A 16,916-nucleotide genomic window follows, 5' to 3' on the forward strand; every position below is an offset into this window, starting at 1 on the left:
TCGTGCGTGAGGATTTCGCCCGTCCTCGTCGTGCGTGGGCATTCCGCCCGCCCCCGTCGTGGGTGGGGATTTCGCCCGTCCCCGTTGTGGGCAGGCGTTCCGCACGGCGGAACGGGTGGGCACAACGCCGAAGCTGCCGGGGGCCGTCACCCCCTCCGCGGACCCGGCGGCGGCGGCGGAGGAGGCGGAGGCGGCGGCCAGTCTCCGTTGCCCGAAGGGCGGGACCGTGGCTTCGGCTTCGGGGATGGTGGGGGCGGCGTTATCGGCCCCACCACTGTCGGCGCGCTGTACACATCCCGCGGCGGCCGCAGGTACGGATTGGTGTCCGGATTCGGCGGCCGGTGCGGCGCGCCAGGGCTGTACGGACCCGAAGCTCCAGCCCCAGCCCCAGCCAACACCTCGGACGTCGCCCCGGCAGCAGCCCCTTCGGCCAGCGGCGAAACCCGCCCACCCGCAGCCCCCGTGGCCACGGCAAGCAGCGCCCCCACCGCCCCCGCCCCTGCGCCCCACGCCACGCCAAGCAGCAACGCGACCCCCAGCTGCCCATGCAGCTCGATCCCCGCCCCGAACGCGTCGAAGCCGAGCACGGAGAGCGAGGCATCGGCGGACACCCCGGTCAGCCACACCATCAGCGGGAGCGCCACCGCCGTCACGACCCCCAGCCGCACCGCACATCCTGCGGCGAACCGCAGAGCGCCCACCTCGCCACGTACGAAGGGCGAACGCACGGCGGCAAGCACCCCCGCGAACAGCATCATCAGCGCCGCCGCAACCCCGAGCAGCCACACTCGCCCGTCAAGCTCGGCGAGCCGCCCCAGCGTCACCGCCTCGTTCCCCGAGGCCCCCGACCCCGTCAGGAGATCGTCCAGCGGGTCGGGAAGCAGCTTCGCCAGCTCACCCGTGGCCTCGCCGTCCCACGGCACGAAGAGCCCGATGGGCACCCCGAGCCACACCCCGTTCGGCGCCCCGAGCAGCGCGGCACCCGCGATCCGCTTCGGATGGGCGTCGCCGACCATCGCGTACAGAGCCGCCGCAAGGCCGGCGAGCACCGCCACGAGTACCACCGTGACAAGCGCGGACACGGCAGGCCGCACCACCCGGTGCACGACGTCCCACCCGCGCGGCAGCGGCGTGCGCCGCGAGGCCAGCAGCGCGATCAGGAGCACTCCGATCACCCACACCGCGCCCCCGAGCAGCGTCGGCCCCGTATCCACGGTGAAGCCGACGGCCGCCTTCGCCTGGGCGAGATCGCCGAGCCGGTCGGGCAGCAGACCGCCGATGTCGCCGAGACCGTCGGGCAGTTTGTCGGTGATGTCGTCGGGGAGTTGATCGATCCCTTTGTCGATTCCCTTGTCGATGCCCAGCTGCTCGCCGTCGATCGTGATGATGTCGTGACCGGCCCAGGCGAGCCCGGCGAGCATCGCGAGGAACAGGGCGACCACCGAGCCCACGCGCGCGGCCAGTTCGGCGGGCGTGATGGTGACTCCCGCCGTACGTAAGGAACGCAGGAAGAAGTACGCGAGGAGAAGCGCGCCCGCGAGCCCGACGCCCAGTGGCGCGACGTCGATCGCGGTGGTCGCCTCCGCACCTTCGAGGCCGAACGCCGACACATCGCCGGACGGCGTGACCGAACCGCCCGCGCCAAGGGCCACCACGGCCGCCGTCATCGGCCCGAGCGACGCGACGGCGTCCGCGCCGAGCAGATGGAGCCCCAAGGCCGCCGTGCCGGCCATGCCGATCAGGGCCCAGCTGACCGAGGCGATCGCGGAGAGCAGTACGTCGCCCCACCGCACACCCCGGCCGTCGACTGCTTTGGCGCCGGTCTCCATCAGGCCCCCCTGACTTGCGCAGCCTCACACGGTGATGCCCCGTTCGTGCGAGATGTGCGCAATGCGCATGATCCGTATGCACTGATGGGCTGTTACTACTCTCCGGGCGGATTTCTGCCCCGTCAACGGGGCAACCACAGAGGCCCGTACGCAGTCTTCACAAGGCCCGACTTTCGGTCAGAGGCCTCCGCCTGAAATAGTTCCTCCCGATGTTCGACATCCCTAGACTCCCCATCGATGGGGGCTAGCTCGGGGGACAACTCAGTGGGGCTGGAGTGCCGGAACTCGTACTGGAATTGAATGGAAGGACCTGGACGCTCGATCCGTCCAGGTCGTACACCCTCGGACGTGATCCGCAGGGAGATCTCTCGCTTGACGACGCCAGAGTGTCCTGGCGTCATGCCACGATCAGCTGGAGCGGCCGCAGTTGGGTCATTGAGGACCACGGCAGCACCAACGGCACCTTTGTGCAGGGCCAGCGGATCCACCAGATGGAAATCGGTCCGGGCTCGGCCGTGCATCTCGGCAACGCGACCGACGGTCCGCGGCTCAACGTGTCCGGCAGCGCGTCGGGCGCCGCCGCTGCCGCCGTCTCCGCACCGCAGCAGCACGCCCAGCAGCAGGCCGCGCCGCAGCAGGCGCCCCAGCAGGACGCACCCGGCTGGGCCGCCCAGCAGCAGGCTCCGCACCAGCAGGCACCCCAGCAGCAGGGCTGGCAGCAACAGCAGCACCAGCCGCACGTGCCCCCGCAGCAGGGTGGCTACGCGCAGCAGCCCCCCGGTTCCGGCGGCGTCGCGGGGGCCCCGCCGGTCTACGGCGACCGCAGCCCGACGACGTTCCACCAGCTCTCCCTCGGCCGCAAGATGCGCATCGGTCGTGCCCTGGAGAACGAGCTGGTCGTCTCCGACCTGCAGGTCTCGCGGCACCACGCCGAGTTCACGGCCACTCCGGACGGCCGCTTCGAGATCCACGATCTCGGCTCGCACAACGGCACGTACGTCAACGGCCAGCCGGTCGCGAAGTCGGGTTCGGCCCTCATCGGCCCGAACGACATCGTCAGCGTCGGTCACTCGACCTTCCGCCTCGTCGGCGACCGCCTCGAGGAGTTCGTCGACACCGGTGAGGTCTCCTTCTCCGCCCGCCACCTGACGGTGACGGTCGACGGCGGCAAGCAGATCCTCAAGGACGTCTCCTTCGGCGTCCCGGAGAAGTCGCTCATCGCGGTCATCGGCCCCTCGGGCTCCGGCAAGTCCACCCTGCTCAAGGCGCTCACCGGCTACCGGCCCGCCAACCAGGGCGACGTCCTCTACGACAACCGGAACCTCTACAAGCAGTTCGCCGAGCTGCGCCAGCGCATCGGTCTGGTCCCGCAGGACGACATCCTGCACAAGGAGCTGACCGTCAAGAAGGCCCTCAAGTACGCGGCCAAGCTCCGTTTCCCCGGTGACACCGCGGAGGCCGAGCGCGAGGCCCGTATCGACGAGGTCCTGCGCGAGCTGAAGCTGGACATCCACAAGGAGAAGAAGGTCACCTCCCTCTCCGGTGGCCAGCGCAAGCGCGTCTCGGTGGCCCTCGAGCTGCTCACCAAGCCGTCGCTGATCTTCCTGGACGAGCCGACCTCCGGCCTCGACCCGGGCATGGACCGCGACGTCATGCAGCTCCTGCGCGGCCTCGCCGACGACGGCCGTACGGTCCTCGTCGTCACGCACTCGGTCGCCGAGCTGGCGATCTGCGACAAGCTCCTGGTGATGGCGCCGGGCGGTTCGGTCGCCTACTTCGGTCCGCCGGAGGAAGCGCTCAACTTCTTCGGCTACACCACCTGGGCCGACGTCTTCTCGGCGTTCGAGAACTACCGCGACTACGACTGGGCGGGCCGCTGGAAGGGCTCGCAGCACTACCAGATGTACGCCGCGGACATCGACGCCGTCGCCGCACAGTCCGTACAGATGCCGCCGCCGCAGGCCGTCCGGCCGCCCAAGCCGCAGGGCTGGGGTTCGCAGCTGTGGACGCTGATCCGCCGCTACTCCTCGGTGATCGCCTCCGACAAGGGCTTCCTTGGCCTGATGGTGATCCTGCCCGCGGTCCTCGGCATCGTCAGTGTCGTCATTCCGGCCGACTTCGGGCTCGGCCCGCCCAAGCCGCCGTCGAAGTTCAACGGCGACGCGGGAACGATCATGCTGATCCTCGCGGTCGGCATGTGCTTCTCGGGCGCGGCCAACTCCGTACGTGAGCTGATCAAGGAACGGGTCATCTACGAACGGGAACGGGCCACCGGCCTGTCCCGCTCGGCGTACCTGATGTCCAAGGTCATCGTGCTCGGCGTGATCACGGCCTTCCAGGGCGTCATCATCTGCGGCATCGGCTTCGCGACGCGCGACATGCCGGAAGAGGGCCTGATCATGCCCCCGGCCGTCGAGATCTGCCTGGTCATCATCGCCTTGGGCTTCACCTCGATGATGTTCGGTCTGGTCATCTCCTCGCTGGTGAAGACCGCAGAGAAGACCATGCCGCTCCTGGTGATGTTCGCGATCGTCCAGGTCGTCTTCACCGGCGTGCTCTTCCAGGTCTACGGCTCGCCGGGCCTTGAGCAGTTCGCCTGGCTGATGCCCTCGCGCTGGGCCATCGCCGGTGCGGGCTCCACGCTGGACCTCGCGCACCTGATGCCGCCGTGGGACCCGAAGAACCCCACGGATCTCGACCCGCTGTGGGAGCACTCGGCCGGGCAGTGGGGTCTGAACATCACGATCCTGCTCCTGATCGGCATCGCCTGCGGCTTCGCGGTCGCGCGACTGCTGCGCCGCCACGAGCCGGAGGTCATGCGCAAGTAAGCGCGTGACTCCCGGGCATACGGAGAAGGGCGGCACCCCCTGGGGGTGCCGCCCTTCGGCGTCCGTGGGCCTCGCCTTAGCGGCTGAAGAGGTCCGTTGATCAGGCGATCAAGGCTCAGTAGGCGCCGTTCACGTTGTCCATCGAGCCGTACTTGTCGGCCGCGTAGTTGGCCGCGGCCGTGATGTTGGCGACCGGGTCGTAGATGTTCGTGGACGTGCCCTCGACGTGGTACGCGTCGAACGTCGGCTTGATGACCTGGAGCAGGCCGATCGACGGGGTGCCGTTGATCGCGTTGATGTCCCAGCCGTTCACGGCGTTCGGGTTGCCCGTGGACTCACGCATGATGTTGCGGTGCAGGCCCTCGTAGGAACCGGGTATGCCCTTGGACTTCATGATGTCCAGGGACTGGCGGATCCAGCCGTCGAGGTTGTTGGCGTAGACCGGCTTGCGCGCGGCGGCACGGCTCGCGGCTTCCTTGGCCTTGCGCGCGTCCTCGGCCTTCTTCTTGGCCGCGGCCTCTTCGGCCGCCTTCTTCTTCGCGGCGGCGGCGGCGTCGGCCTTCTGCTTCGCCGTGACGGCGACCTTGTCGGCGGCGGTGTGCTGCTTGATGACGCCGGCCTCGACGGCCTGCTGGGCGTCGACGTTCTGCTTGAAGGCCACCGGGGCGGCCGTCACGTTCTGGGTTCCGGCTTCGGCGCTGCCCGGCACGAGGGAGAAGGCGAGGGCGGCGGCGCCGAGCGTGGCGACACCGGCGATCGAGAACTTCTGGGTCTTGGTCAGCGCGGGGCGACTATGACCAGGGGTGTAGTGCTTGGGCATGACAGATGGACCTCTTCAAATCGCGGAGGTCGCTCTGGTCCGGTGGGGACATTGCTTCTCCGGCACAAACGCCGCGGTGCGAGACCGCGGCGCCGAGCGACGGGAGCAATTCTTAGCGGCTGCAAAATTCTGTGGCAAAGCAGTGACGTACGATGCCGGGTAGTGGATCAGGGGGTGCGCCGACAGCCCTGGCGACCATGCACCCCGTGTCCGTAAAGGTCCCTCTTATCCACTAGGGGCCTTCGTACGTGACGTGCGTCCTATGTGCGGCCTCACATCGGGCGCGTAACAGTCTTACCAACAGTTGCCGGAGCAACTCTCAGCGTGAGGGCCATCCTCCCGGAGGAGGAGATGGACGTCGCCGAACTCGTGCCAGAGGCAGAGACGGCGTACCGCCTCGGTGTATCCCCGCTCCACGGCGGCCCGGCCTGCGACCGCCTCCAGCATCAGCAGATGCGAGGCCCCCGGCTCGTGCAGCCCGGTGAGCAGACCGTCCACCACGCGTACGCCGCGCTCCGGTGTCACCACGAGCTCCGTGCGTCCCTCGGTGGCCCTGACCGCCCCGTCGGGTCCCGTCGCCGACTCGACGGCCCGCACCGCCGTCGTGCCGACCGCGATGACGCGGCCCCCGCCGGCCCTGGCCGCGTTGATGAGCCGCGCCGACGACTCCGGTACCGCGAAGCGCTCGGGGTACGGCGGCTCGTGCGCCTCGGGCGACGCGACCCCTGTGTGCAGGGTCACCGGGGCGAACTGCACACCCCGGCTCACCAGCCGCGCCACCAGGTGCTCGGTGAAGGGCCGGGCCGCGCTCGGCATCTCGGCGCTGCCCGAGCCATCGGCCGACGGCAGCGCGAACACCGTCTGATAGGCGGAGAGCGGCTGGTCCCGCTCCGTATAGGAGTAGCGGATGGGGCGCCCGTGCCGGTGAAGCAGCGTGGGCACGTCACCGGACACCCGCGCCCACCACAGCCGCCCGTTCCCCGCGGCCAGCGGCTCCTCGCATATGAGGTGTACGTCTCCGGGGAGCTGTACGTATGAATACGCGGGCCCACCCGCGCGTGCGCGCGTAGTGCCCCAATTGTCTGGATCGCGCAATTCGACGGCCCACCGTCCGTCATCGCCCCGTGTCGAGAAATGCACCACTACGCGCGCGTGCCCGAGCGTTCCGTCGACCGCCGCTGGCAGCGTCCGTGACGTGTTCACGATCAGCAGGTCCCCGGCCCGCAGCAGCGCGGGCAGATCCGCGAACGCGTGGTGCGACACCTCGGTCCCGCGCGACACGAGCAGCCGCACCGCGTCCCTGCCCAGACCGGGCCCCCGCTGCTCGGCAGGGACCCTGGCCGCAAGGCCCTCGGGCACCTTCACGGCGAGGGTCATCGGACGTCCGGCGAGGTGAGCAGGGCGGGGGCGGCGTAGCGGCCGCTCGCGGGCCGCTCGTCGAGCAGCCGCAGGAAGGCGGGCACCACCGTCGCGGGCAGCGGCCGGCCCGAGTCGTCGTCCAGCGGGACGGCCGCCCGATAGAGGTCCGTCCGCAGGTCACCGGGGTCCACGGCCCACACCCGGATCCCCGGTTCCTCCACGGCGAGGACCGCCGAGAGCTGGTCGAGGGCGGCCTTGGAGGCCCCGTAACCGCCCCAGGTCTCGTACGCCTCCGCAGCCGCGTCGGAGCTGACGTTCAGGACCGCACCGCCGGACGCCCGCAGCAGCGGCAGCGACTCCCCGATCAGCCCCAGTGCCGCCACCACATTGGTCTCGAACGCCTGCCGCAGCCCGTCGACGGCGAGCTCCTCCAGGCGCAAGAGCGGCTCGGCGCCCAGCGCGCTCGCGTTGTTCACCAGCAGATCCAGACCACCGAGACCGCGCGCCGCCGCCACCAGGGCGGCCCGGTGCGCGGCATCGGTGACATCCCCGGCGACGTCCTCCACGCGCGTGCCGTGCGCCTCAAGATCCCGTGCGGACTCCTTGAGTGCCGCGCCCGTTCTGGCGTCGACGACCAGATCCCAGCCCCGCTCGGCGAGCGCCGCCCCCAGCGCGCGCCCCAGCCCCTTCGAAGCCCCCGTGATGATCGCTACCGGCATGACATCCGTCCCCTCGGGTCGCCGCGGCGGCCGCTTCTCCAGCGGCTGACCCCACGGTAGGAACGGACCCGCCGCGGGCGCCTCGTGCGCGGGCCGCAACGGCGCAGGGTCCTTGGCCCTACGCCCACGGTCCTAGGCGGGGGCCGCCACAGGTCCGATACGCACTGTCACACCCCGCCGGTACGGTGAGGCCATGAGTCAAGGTCCAAGGTCCGGCCTGAACGCGGTGAGTTCCGCGCTCCTGGCCATGAGCAGGCAGCTCGAGGTGCGCGACGTCCTCAAGACGATCGTCGCCTCGGCCCGCGAGCTGCTCGACGCCGAGTACGCGGCGCTCGGTGTCCCCGACGACCACGGCGGCTTCGCCCAGTTCGTCGTCGACGGCGTCAGCGAGGAGCAGTGGCGGGCCATCGGCCCGCTGCCCCGACAGCACGGCATCCTGGCCTCGATGCTGCACAAGGCCGAGCCCGAGCGCCTCGGCGACGTGCGCGAGGACCCCCGCTTCGAGGGCTGGCCGTCCGCCCACCCGGAGATGTCCGACTTCCTGGGCCTGCCGATCCGGTACGGAGACGAGACGCTGGGCGCGCTCTTCCTCGCGAACAAGCAGTGCCCCAAGCCGACGGGCGGCTGCGGCTTCACCGCCGACGACGAGGAGCTCCTTTCGCTCCTGGCCCAGCACGCCGCGATCGCCCTCAACAACGCCCGGCTCTACGAACGAAGCCGCGAGCTGACCATCGCCGAGGAGCGCTCGCGCCTGGCCCATGAACTGCACGACGCCGTGAGCCAGAAGCTGTTCTCGCTGCGCCTGACGGCCCAGGCGGCGGCCGCCCTCGTGGACCGCGACCCCTCACGGGCCAAGGGTGAACTCCAGCAGGTGGCCGTGCTCGCGGCCGAGGCGGCGGACGAACTGCGCGCCGCCGTCGTGGAGTTGCGCCCCGCCGCCCTGGACGAGGACGGCCTGGTGGCCACCCTGCGGACACACACCCAGGTCCTGGACCGCGCGCACTCCGCCGAAGTCACCTTCGACAGCTGCGGAGTCCGGGCGCTGCCCGCCGCCCAGGAGGAGGCGATGCTGCGGGTCGCCCAGGAGGCCCTGCACAACGCCCTGCGCCACTCGGGGGCGGCCCGCGTCGACGTGACCCTCGTCCGGCGCGGCGCGGGCGCGGTGCTGCGCGTCAGCGACGACGGCAGCGGCTTCGACCCGCGCGGAGTCCGGCGCGCGGGGCGGCACTTGGGCCTGGTCTCCATGCGGGACCGGGCCGGCGGGGTCGGCGGACGGCTGACCGTGGAATCGGAGCCCGGAAAGGGCACGACGATCGAGATGGAGGTTCCCGGTGGCTGACGCCGCGTCACGGAAAGCAGGGATCCGGGTGCTGCTGGTCGACGACCACCAGGTCGTCCGCCGCGGTCTGCGTACGTTCCTGGAGGTGCAGGACGACATAGAGGTCGTGGGAGAGGCGTCGGACGGCGCCGAAGGTGTCGCGCAGGCCGAGGAGTTGAAGCCGGACGTCGTCCTCATGGACGTCAAGATGCCCGGCATGGACGGCGTCGAGGCGCTGCGCAAGCTCCGCGAACTGGCCAACCCCGCGCGCGTGCTCATCGTCACCAGCTTCACCGAGCAGCGCACCGTCGTCCCGGCCCTGCGCGCGGGCGCCGCGGGGTACGTCTACAAGGACGTCGACCCGGACGCCCTCGCCGGCGCCATCCGCTCGGTGCACGCCGGGCATGTGCTCCTGCAGCCCGAGGTGGCGGGGGCGCTGCTCTCCCAGGAGGAGGCCAACACCGGGCAGGGGAGAGGCAGTTCCCTCACCGAGCGGGAGCGCGAGGTCCTCGGCCTCATTGCCGACGGCCGCTCGAACCGCGAGATCGCCCGCGCCCTCGTCCTCTCCGAGAAGACCGTCAAGACACACGTCTCGAACATCCTGATGAAGCTGGACCTCGCCGACCGCACCCAGGCCGCGCTGTGGGCCGTACGGCATGGCGTGGCCGGCTGATCCACGCTCCGGCGCACACCGTCAACGGTCAGCGCGGACCGTCGCGTTCCGGGCTGAGATTCATACCGTCGTGTGTATGTCCCCCGAATGGCGCAACCTACGGTCCGCCCCGCCGTTCTCCAGTGCGTGCTGCGGCGGCTGGCCGCAGCGATCGCTAGGAGGGTCCAGAAGTGAAGAACCTGAAGAAGGCCGCGGCTGTCACGATGGTGGCGGGTGGCCTCGTCGCCGCCGGCGCCGGTCTCGCCTCCGCCACGGGCGGCGCGCACGCCGACGGCAACGCCGTCGGGTCCCCGGGCATCGGCTCGGGCAACCTCGTCCAGGCGCCGGTGCACATCCCCGTGAACGCCGTGGGCAACACCGTGTCCGTCATCGGCGCCCTCAACCCGGCCTTCGCGAACGACGGCCTCAACCGCTGACGCAACGCGCCAGGTCCAGCAGTGACCACCGGCCTCCCGGACAGTTCCGGGGGGCCGGTCTGCTTGTGCGCCCCGCAAGGGGCGCGGGGAACCGCGCGCCAAGCCACAACGCACCCGCACCCGCACCCAATGAACAAGCCCTCGCCGCGAAGCGGCCGTCCCCGGGCAACCCGGAACCGCCCAGGCGCCGCCGCAGGCTACCGCTCACGCTCCTCCACGAACGCGTTGTACGCGGCCACCTGCGCCCGCCGAGCCGTCCGCTCGACCGGCCGCAACGCCTCGCCCCGCGCCGCCATCTCCGAGGCGCTCACCGCCCCGCCATGGCCGTTCTCGTACGCCACCGAAATCAGCAGGCCGACCCGCTGGGCCAGCTCCAACACCCGTACCGCCCGCGGCGGATACCCGGGTGCGAGCGCCTCGCGCCCCCGCTCCGCCCGCGCCCGGTAGGCGTCCACCGCGGCCTCGGCGACCGGACCCGATCCCGCGACGTCCAGGCGCGAGAGCACCGCAGTCGCCTCCCGCAGCGCCTCCGCCAGCTCACGCTCCGCCTCACCCAGCGAGGGCACATCGGCGGGCGGCGCCTCCCGCACCGGCAGGCAATGCCAGACGACCTCCACATGAAGGTCGCCGTCGGGCCCGGCCTCGTACACCTCGGGAACGAGCCCGTACGGCGCACCGAACGCGACGACGGCCTCCTCCGCTTCGAGGGCGCGCGCATTGAACTCCGGCGGCCCGCTCAGCCCGAGCGGATGCCCGGGCGCGGGCAGCGCGACCCGGAACCCGGTCACCCCGAGCGAGCGCAGTCGTCCGAGGGCGAGCGTGAGTCCGACGGGCCCCGACTCGCCGGGAAGCCCTTCGACCCGGTGCACGGCGTCGTCGCCGACCACCGCGAGCACCGCGTCATCCGGTGAGACAAGTCCGGCAAGAAGGGCATTTCCCCATGCTGCCAAGCGTCCTGAGCGTTCTTCCGAGAGCATGCGTACAGCCTAAGGACCGGGCTAACGGCTGGACCGCCCGACCGGTGGCGTAGGTTTTCTCCAGGGGACTGCGTCCACAGACGCAAGCGACAGCCGAGACTGCAATGGGAGACAACGCGCTCATGAGCGATGTACTGGAGCTGGAGGACGTATCCGTGGTCCGCGAGGGCCGGGCTCTGGTGGACCAGGTCTCCTGGTCGGTCAAGGAGGGGGAGCGCTGGGTCATCCTCGGCCCGAACGGCGCGGGCAAGACCACCCTCCTGAACGTCGCGTCGAGTTACCTCCACCCGAGCTCCGGCTCCGCCACCATCCTCGGCGAGACCCTCGGCAAGCCCGGCACGGACGTCTTCGAACTCCGCCCCCGCATCGGCGTCGCCGGCATCGCGATGGCCGAGAAGCTGCCCAAGCGCCAGACCGTGCTCCAGACGGTTCTCACGGCCGCGTACGGCATGACCGCCGGCTGGCACGAGGACTACGAGGACGTCGACGAGCAGCGCGCCCGCGCCTTTCTCGACCGCCTCGGCATGACCGACTACCTGGACCGCACGTTCGGCACCCTCTCCGAGGGAGAGCGCAAGCGCACGCTGATCGCCCGCGCCCTGATGACCGACCCCGAGCTGCTGCTCCTCGACGAGCCCGCCGCGGGCCTCGACCTGGGCGGCCGTGAGGACCTCGTACGCCGTCTCGGCCGTCTCGCCCGCGACCCGATCGCCCCCTCGATGATCATGGTCACGCACCATGTCGAGGAGATCGCCCCGGGCTTCACCCACGTCCTGATGATCCGCCAGGGCAAGGTCATGGCCGCGGGCCCGCTGGAGCTCGAACTCACGTCCCGCAACCTCTCCCTCTGCTTCGGCCTGCCCCTGGTGGTCGAGGAGCGCGGCGAGCGCTGGAGCGCCCAGGGCCTGCCGCTCGGCTGACGCACTCCAACCCGCCCCGGGCGGTAGATCGCGGGGCCCTGTCCGGGACGGGCCCGCGGTCCTACCATGACCATGTGGAGAACATCGACGCATGGGTGTGGTGGCTGATCGGCGCGGTCGCACTCGGAATCCCGCTCGTAATGACGGCCATGCCGGAGTTCGGCATGCTCTCCGTGGGCGCGGTCGCCGGCGCCGTGACCGCCGGACTTGGCGGCGGCACCGTCCTCCAAGTCGTCGTCTTCGCCGCCGTCTCCGTCGCGCTCATCGCGGTCGTACGCCCCATAGCGGCCCGGCACCGCGCCCAGCGCCCCGAACTGGCCACGGGCGTCGAGGCGTTGAAGGGCAAGACGGCCGTCGTCCTGGAACGGGTCGACGGGTCCGGCGGACGGATCAAGCTCGCGGGCGAGACCTGGTCGGCGCGCGCACTGGACAAGGACCAGAGCTACGAGGCGGGGCGCGAGGTCGATGTGGTCGAGATCGACGGAGCGACGGCCATCGTCATGTGAATGCCCCACGGCGCGCGCAGCGGTCTGACAGACTCGACCAGCAAGATCTTCAACAGCTCAGCAGAGACAGCTCAGCAGAGTCCGCAGAGATCTTCCGGAAACGCCGAGGCAAGAGGGGTACGGGGAACAACGATGGAACCAATCATCATCGTCCTGATCATTCTGGTGGTGCTGGTCTTCATCGCCCTGATCAAGACGATCCAGGTCATCCCGCAGGCCAGCGCCGCGATCGTAGAGCGCTTCGGCCGCTACACCCGCACGCTGAACGCGGGCCTGAACATCGTCGTCCCGTTCATCGACTCGATCCGCAACCGCATCGACCTCCGTGAACAGGTCGTCCCCTTCCCGCCCCAGCCGGTGATCACCCAGGACAACCTGGTGGTCAACATCGACACGGTCATCTATTACCAGGTGACCGACGCGCGGGCCGCGACGTACGAAGTCGCCAGCTACATCCAGGCGATCGAGCAGCTCACCGTCACCACGCTCCGCAACATCATCGGTGGCATGGACCTGGAGCGGACCCTGACCTCCCGCGAGGAGATCAACGCGGCACTGCGCGGCGTCCTCGACGAGGCGACCGGCAAGTGGGGCATCCGCGTCAACCGCGTCGAGCTCAAGGCGATCGAGCCGCCGACCTCCATCCAGGACTCGATGGAGAAGCAGATGCGCGCCGACCGCGACAAGCGCGCCGCGATCCTCCAGGCCGAAGGTGTCCGGCAGTCGGAGATCCTGCGCGCCGAAGGTGAGAAGCAGTCCGCGATCCTGCGCGCCGAAGGTGAGGCCAAGGCCGCGGCCCTGCGCGCAGAGGGTGAAGCACAAGCCATCCGTACGGTCTTCGAGTCGATCCACGCGGGCGACCCGGACCAGAAGCTGCTCTCCTACCAGTACCTCCAGATGCTCCCGAAGATCGCCGAGGGCGACGCGAACAAGCTCTGGATCGTGCCCAGCGAGATCGGCGACGCCCTCAAGGGCCTCGGCGGCGCACTCGGCAACTTCGGCCCCCTGGGCGGCGGTTCGGGCACCCCGTCACCGGCAGAGCGCCGCGAGCAGCCCCCGATCGACTGAAGCGCCCCGTAAGGGGCGCGGGGAACTGCGCGACAAGCCCAAGAGAGCCCGCAGCCAGACACGAAACGTCTGACTACGGGCTCTGTCGGGTGCGGGCTAGGCCGCAGGCTGCGCCAGCCAGCCGGGCAGCGAGGCCAACTCATCCCGCCCAAGCGACAAGAGCATCGCGTCCGCAGGCGTCGGCTCGAACGGCTGCCGCAGCAACGGCATACCCGCCTCCTCCGGCGTACGGTCCGCTTTGCGGTGATTGTCCATCGCACAGGAAGCCACCGTGTTCAGCCACGAGTCCGCACCGCCCTGCGCCTTGGGCACCACGTGGTCGACCGTCGTCGCGCGCCTGCCGCAGTAGGCGCACCGGTGCTGGTCCCGGACCAGCACACCCCGCCTGGACCACGGAGCCTGTCTTCGGAAGGGCACCCGTACATACCTGCAGAGTCTGATCACCCGAGGCACGGGTATGTCGACCGCCGCCGCGCGCACACGGAGTCCGGGGTGGGCGTGCTCGACCACGGCCTTGTCCTGGAGCACCAGAACGACGGCTCGGTTGAGCGTCACCGTCGAGAGCGGCTCGAAGCTCGCGTTCAGCACCAGCGTGTCCCGCATCAACCTGCCCACCTCCCGTATGCACCGGCCCACCGCCTGGCGGGCTGGGATCAACTCTGGCCGGGCACGCCGAGATGGACAACGCAATAAAAAATGCCCGTCTCTGATCACTTCCATGACCAGAGACGGGCAAACAATCGATGAACGCTCAGTTCTGTACGACTGCTCAGCTCTCCGCGGGAGCGGTGTACTGAGCGAGCACCTGCGCACGCGCGAGCGTGTGGAACCGGAGGTTGAAGCCGACAACGGCGGGTGAAGCGTCCGAATTCGGACCCAGCTTCTCCTGATCGACGGCGTACACGGTGAACACGTACCGGTGGGCCGGATCCCCGGGCGGCGGCGCCGCACCCCCGAAGTCCTTCGTCCCGTAGTCGTTGCGCACCTGCACCGCGCCCTCGGGCAGCCCCTCGAACTTGCCGCTGCCCGCACCACCCGGCAGCTCGGTGACCGAGACCGGGATGTCGAAGACGGTCCAGTGCCAGAACCCGCTGCCCGTGGGGGCGTCCGGGTCGAAGCACGTCACGGCGAAGCTCTTGGTCTGGGGCGGGAACCCCTCCCACCGCAGCTGCGGCGAGGTGTTCCCGGCCGCGTATACCTGAGCGTCCTTGAGGACCGCACCCGGCTCGAAGTCCTCGCTCATGACCGTGAACGACGGGACGGGCGGATGGAAGTCATGGGGAAGCGGCGGCCTCGTCAGCTCGCTCACGTCGGCACCTCCTGGTTGATGGCTGGTCCTCGATCCGCTCCGAGCCTAGAACCAGTTGCGCTTGCTGCCGACCTGCGACAGCCACTCGTTCAGGTACGCCGCCCAGTCGGTGCCCTGGAAGTCGTTCAGACCCACCTTGAACGAACGGAACGAGTCGCTGCCCTCACTGAAGAGCCCCGGCTTCTTGTCCATCTCCAGGATGACGTCCATCTCGTGGTCGTCCGCCACGAAGCTCAACTCGACCTGGTTCAGGCCGCGGTACTGCTGCGGCGGCAGGAACTCGATCTCCTGGTAGAACGGCAGCTTCTGGCGCGTCCCGCGGATGTGACCGCGCTCCATGTCGGCGCTCTTGAAGCGGAAGCCCAGCTGAATGAAGGCGTCCAGGATCGCCTGCTGCGCCGGCAGGGGGTGCACGTTGATCGGGTCGAGGTCACCCGAGTCGACGGCGCGCGCGATCTCCAGCTCGGTGGTCACACCGATGTTCATGCCGCGCAGCTGCTGCCCGTCGATGGAGGTGACCGGCGTCTCCCAGGGGATCTCGAGCCCGAACGGCACCGCGTGCACCTGGCCGGCCTGCAGCGTGAAGGCACCGCCGAGCTTCAGCTTGGTGAACTCGATGTCCTGCTTCGTCTCCTGGTCCTGGCCCTCGACCTCGACGCGGGCCTGCAGACCGACGGACAGACCCTCGATCTCCTGGTCCACGGACCCGCCCTGGATCCGCACCTCACCCTGGACGACACCACCGGGTACGACATTGACCTCGGTCAGCACCGTCTCCACCGAGGCACCGCCGGCACCCAGGCTCGCAAGCAGCTTCTTGAACCCCATGACTCTCCTCCCCAGGCCCCGCCTGTGGCTCGAACTCGACTTGATCCTTGATCCATACAAACGCGATGAACGCACGTCCGGTTCCGCGCCCTCACCCTGGCAATCGGCACGAGCGATGACCATCCACCCGTACAGAACGTCTCCACTAAGCTCGGACGCCATGATCGCGGCCCCTGACCGTACGCCTCTCCCACGCGACTTCTTCGACCGCCCTGTCCTGGAGGTCGCCCCGGATCTCCTGGGCCGCGTCCTCGTGCGCACCTCACCGGACGGTCCGATCGAACTGCGCCTGACAGAGGTGGAGGCGTACGCGGGCGAGATCGACCCCGGGTCGCACGCCTATCGCGGCCCCACCGCCCGCAACAGCGTGATGTTCGGTCCGCCAGGACACGCGTACGTCTACTTCACCTACGGCATGTGGCACTGCCTCAATGTGGTGTGCGGCCCCGAGGGCACCGCGAGCGGAGTTCTGCTCCGCGCAGGTGAGATCACCACAGGCGCCGAGCTCGCCCGCAAACGTCGACTCTCGGCCCGTAACGACAAGGAACTGGCCAAAGGCCCTGCCCGCCTGGCCACGGCCCTGGACGTGGACCGCGACCTCAACGGCACGGACCTCTGCGCGGGCCAGGGCGCCCCGCTCACCCTCCTGACCGGCACTCCCGTCGACCCCGACCAGGTCAGGAACGGCCCGCGCACAGGAGTGGGCGGAGACGGCGCCGTCCACCCCTGGCGCTTCTGGACCCCCAACGACCCGACGGTGAGCCCTTATCGGGCCCATACGCCGCGGCGCCGTTCAACTTGACGCAGCCTTGAGGTCTCCGTAATGTAGCCCGAGCCGCTTGACCCGGTTACGGCAATCTGCCAGCAGCCGAGAGCGGCCAACCACTACCTACGACTTCCCCTCGGCGGGGTCCTATTTCGCATGCCTGCATGCCGGAATTCGAACTCGCGGAACTCGATTATGAGTTGCGGAGGGAATCCGCTAACGTAGTGAACACGCCGAAAGGCAAAGGCCCTCCAACGGCCACCGGAAATGAAATCCGAACCGGGAACGGAACGGAAAACGGATCTGGTAAGGTTGGAAACACGAAATACCGAAGGGAAGCGCCCGGAGGAAAGCCCGAGAGGGTGAGTACAAAGGAAGCGTCCGTTCCTTGAGAACTCAACAGCGTGCCAAAAGTCAACGCCAGATTGACAACCCCGTCTCGGCCGTCATGGTCGGACGCGGTTCCTTTGAAAAGTCCACCCCTTGGGGTGGCAACATCAGCGAGGACGCTGTGAACGAGGGGATTATTCCTCCCCTCTGTTCCGCTCAACGCGGATGCGCACCCGATTACGGGTAAACA

The 16,916-nt window shown here is 69.5% G+C and carries 16 protein-coding genes; 8 read left to right on the forward strand and 8 right to left on the reverse strand.

The genetic code is table 11. The features are described from left to right. Nucleotides 1-146 precede the first annotated feature (146 nt). Entirely contained in the window at nt 147-1,829 is a 1,683-nt protein-coding gene (locus tag AB0G47_RS04365; RefSeq protein ID WP_360763837.1) for a streptophobe family protein, read from the reverse strand. A gap of 275 nt (nt 1,830-2,104) precedes the next feature. Between AB0G47_RS04365 and AB0G47_RS04370 the strand changes: the two genes are divergently transcribed. Further along, on the forward strand, nt 2,105-4,657 hold the full coding sequence (locus AB0G47_RS04370) for an FHA domain-containing protein (RefSeq protein WP_360763838.1): 2,553 nt from the start codon (nt 2,105-2,107) through the stop codon (nt 4,655-4,657). Between the two features lie 115 nt (nt 4,658-4,772). Here the strand turns inward: AB0G47_RS04370 and AB0G47_RS04375 are convergent, their stop codons facing one another. The 3 genes from AB0G47_RS04375 to AB0G47_RS04385 all read right to left on the reverse strand — a co-directional run bounded on the left by AB0G47_RS04375 (nt 4,773) and on the right by AB0G47_RS04385 (nt 7,555). After that, a complete protein-coding gene (locus AB0G47_RS04375; protein ID WP_360763840.1) occupies nt 4,773-5,477 on the reverse strand; it encodes a transglycosylase SLT domain-containing protein in 705 nt (234 codons plus the stop codon). 294 nt (nt 5,478-5,771) lie between these two features. Then, complete coding sequence (locus AB0G47_RS04380; protein ID WP_360763842.1) at nt 5,772-6,854, reverse strand: S-adenosylmethionine:tRNA ribosyltransferase-isomerase; 1,083 nt, start codon at nt 6,852-6,854, stop codon at nt 5,772-5,774. Next, on the reverse strand, nt 6,851-7,555 hold the full coding sequence (locus AB0G47_RS04385; RefSeq protein ID WP_360763844.1) for an SDR family NAD(P)-dependent oxidoreductase: 705 nt from the start codon (nt 7,553-7,555) through the stop codon (nt 6,851-6,853). The genes AB0G47_RS04380 and AB0G47_RS04385 overlap by 4 nt, the downstream gene beginning before the upstream one ends. A gap of 193 nt (nt 7,556-7,748) precedes the next feature. Between AB0G47_RS04385 and AB0G47_RS04390 the strand changes: the two genes are divergently transcribed. The 3 genes from AB0G47_RS04390 (at nt 7,749) to AB0G47_RS04400 (ending at nt 9,962) form a co-directional block, all read left to right on the forward strand. After that, on the forward strand, nt 7,749-8,894 hold the full coding sequence (locus AB0G47_RS04390; RefSeq protein ID WP_360763845.1) for a GAF domain-containing sensor histidine kinase: 1,146 nt from the start codon (nt 7,749-7,751) through the stop codon (nt 8,892-8,894). Next, on the forward strand, nt 8,887-9,546 hold the full coding sequence (locus tag AB0G47_RS04395) for a response regulator transcription factor (RefSeq protein ID WP_360763847.1): 660 nt from the start codon (nt 8,887-8,889) through the stop codon (nt 9,544-9,546). Before AB0G47_RS04390 ends, AB0G47_RS04395 begins: the two co-directional genes overlap by 8 nt. Before the next feature lie 170 nt (nt 9,547-9,716). Continuing rightward, nucleotides 9,717-9,962: a chaplin gene (locus tag AB0G47_RS04400; protein ID WP_360763849.1), complete on the forward strand. Its 246-nt coding sequence runs from the start codon at nt 9,717-9,719 to the stop codon at nt 9,960-9,962. A gap of 197 nt (nt 9,963-10,159) precedes the next feature. On the opposite strand, the gene AB0G47_RS04405 is transcribed toward AB0G47_RS04400, so the two are convergent. Then, nucleotides 10,160-10,939 carry a hypothetical protein gene (locus AB0G47_RS04405; protein WP_360763851.1) on the reverse strand — a complete coding sequence of 260 codons (780 nt, stop codon included), beginning with the start codon at nt 10,937-10,939 and terminating at the stop codon, nt 10,160-10,162. A gap of 122 nt (nt 10,940-11,061) precedes the next feature. Here AB0G47_RS04405 and AB0G47_RS04410 point away from each other — a divergent pair, with 122 nt between their 5' ends. From AB0G47_RS04410 to AB0G47_RS04420, 3 genes are all read left to right on the forward strand, one after another. Beyond that, complete coding sequence (locus tag AB0G47_RS04410; RefSeq protein WP_360763853.1) at nt 11,062-11,859, forward strand: ABC transporter ATP-binding protein; 798 nt, start codon at nt 11,062-11,064, stop codon at nt 11,857-11,859. A 74-nt stretch (nt 11,860-11,933) separates the two neighbouring features. Further along, entirely contained in the window at nt 11,934-12,365 is a 432-nt protein-coding gene (locus tag AB0G47_RS04415) for an NfeD family protein (RefSeq protein ID WP_266868574.1), read from the forward strand. A gap of 132 nt (nt 12,366-12,497) precedes the next feature. After that, complete coding sequence (locus AB0G47_RS04420; RefSeq protein ID WP_360763856.1) at nt 12,498-13,433, forward strand: SPFH domain-containing protein; 936 nt, start codon at nt 12,498-12,500, stop codon at nt 13,431-13,433. Between the two features lie 96 nt (nt 13,434-13,529). On the opposite strand, the gene AB0G47_RS04425 is transcribed toward AB0G47_RS04420, so the two are convergent. The 3 genes from AB0G47_RS04425 to AB0G47_RS04435 form a co-directional block, all read right to left on the reverse strand. Beyond that, complete coding sequence (locus AB0G47_RS04425) at nt 13,530-14,036, reverse strand: HNH endonuclease (RefSeq protein WP_266868577.1); 507 nt, start codon at nt 14,034-14,036, stop codon at nt 13,530-13,532. Between the two features lie 166 nt (nt 14,037-14,202). Further along, complete coding sequence (locus AB0G47_RS04430) at nt 14,203-14,742, reverse strand: YbhB/YbcL family Raf kinase inhibitor-like protein (protein ID WP_360763858.1); 540 nt, start codon at nt 14,740-14,742, stop codon at nt 14,203-14,205. A 45-nt stretch (nt 14,743-14,787) separates the two neighbouring features. Next, entirely contained in the window at nt 14,788-15,570 is a 783-nt protein-coding gene (locus AB0G47_RS04435; protein ID WP_360763860.1) for a sporulation protein, read from the reverse strand. 160 nt (nt 15,571-15,730) lie between these two features. On the opposite strand from AB0G47_RS04435, the gene AB0G47_RS04440 reads away from it, so the two are divergent. Continuing rightward, entirely contained in the window at nt 15,731-16,372 is a 642-nt protein-coding gene (locus AB0G47_RS04440) for a DNA-3-methyladenine glycosylase (protein WP_360763862.1), read from the forward strand. Nucleotides 16,373-16,916 lie beyond the last annotated feature (544 nt).

It is taken from the genome of Streptomyces sp. NPDC021622, from assembly GCF_040640795.1.
Classification (GTDB): Bacteria; Actinomycetota; Actinomycetes; order Streptomycetales; family Streptomycetaceae; genus Streptomyces.

Excerpts from the sequence above, each read along its gene's own strand:
- AB0G47_RS04440 (WP_360763862.1), top strand. The coding sequence starts at position 15,731 with ATGATCGCGGCCCCTGACCGTACGCCTCTCCCACGCGACTTCTTCGAC.
- AB0G47_RS04435 (WP_360763860.1), bottom strand. The coding sequence starts at position 15,570 with ATGGGGTTCAAGAAGCTGCTTGCGAGCCTGGGTGCCGGCGGTGCCTCG.
- AB0G47_RS04365 (WP_360763837.1), bottom strand. The coding sequence starts at position 1,829 with ATGGAGACCGGCGCCAAAGCAGTCGACGGCCGGGGTGTGCGGTGGGGC.
- AB0G47_RS04385 (WP_360763844.1), bottom strand. The coding sequence starts at position 7,555 with ATGCCGGTAGCGATCATCACGGGGGCTTCGAAGGGGCTGGGGCGCGCG.
- AB0G47_RS04380 (WP_360763842.1), bottom strand. The coding sequence starts at position 6,854 with ATGACCCTCGCCGTGAAGGTGCCCGAGGGCCTTGCGGCCAGGGTCCCT.
- AB0G47_RS04410 (WP_360763853.1), top strand. The coding sequence starts at position 11,062 with ATGAGCGATGTACTGGAGCTGGAGGACGTATCCGTGGTCCGCGAGGGC.
- AB0G47_RS04375 (WP_360763840.1), bottom strand. The coding sequence starts at position 5,477 with ATGCCCAAGCACTACACCCCTGGTCATAGTCGCCCCGCGCTGACCAAG.
- AB0G47_RS04420 (WP_360763856.1), top strand. The coding sequence starts at position 12,498 with ATGGAACCAATCATCATCGTCCTGATCATTCTGGTGGTGCTGGTCTTC.
- AB0G47_RS04390 (WP_360763845.1), top strand. The coding sequence starts at position 7,749 with ATGAGTCAAGGTCCAAGGTCCGGCCTGAACGCGGTGAGTTCCGCGCTC.
- AB0G47_RS04425 (WP_266868577.1), bottom strand. The coding sequence starts at position 14,036 with ATGCGGGACACGCTGGTGCTGAACGCGAGCTTCGAGCCGCTCTCGACG.
- AB0G47_RS04405 (WP_360763851.1), bottom strand. The coding sequence starts at position 10,939 with ATGCTCTCGGAAGAACGCTCAGGACGCTTGGCAGCATGGGGAAATGCC.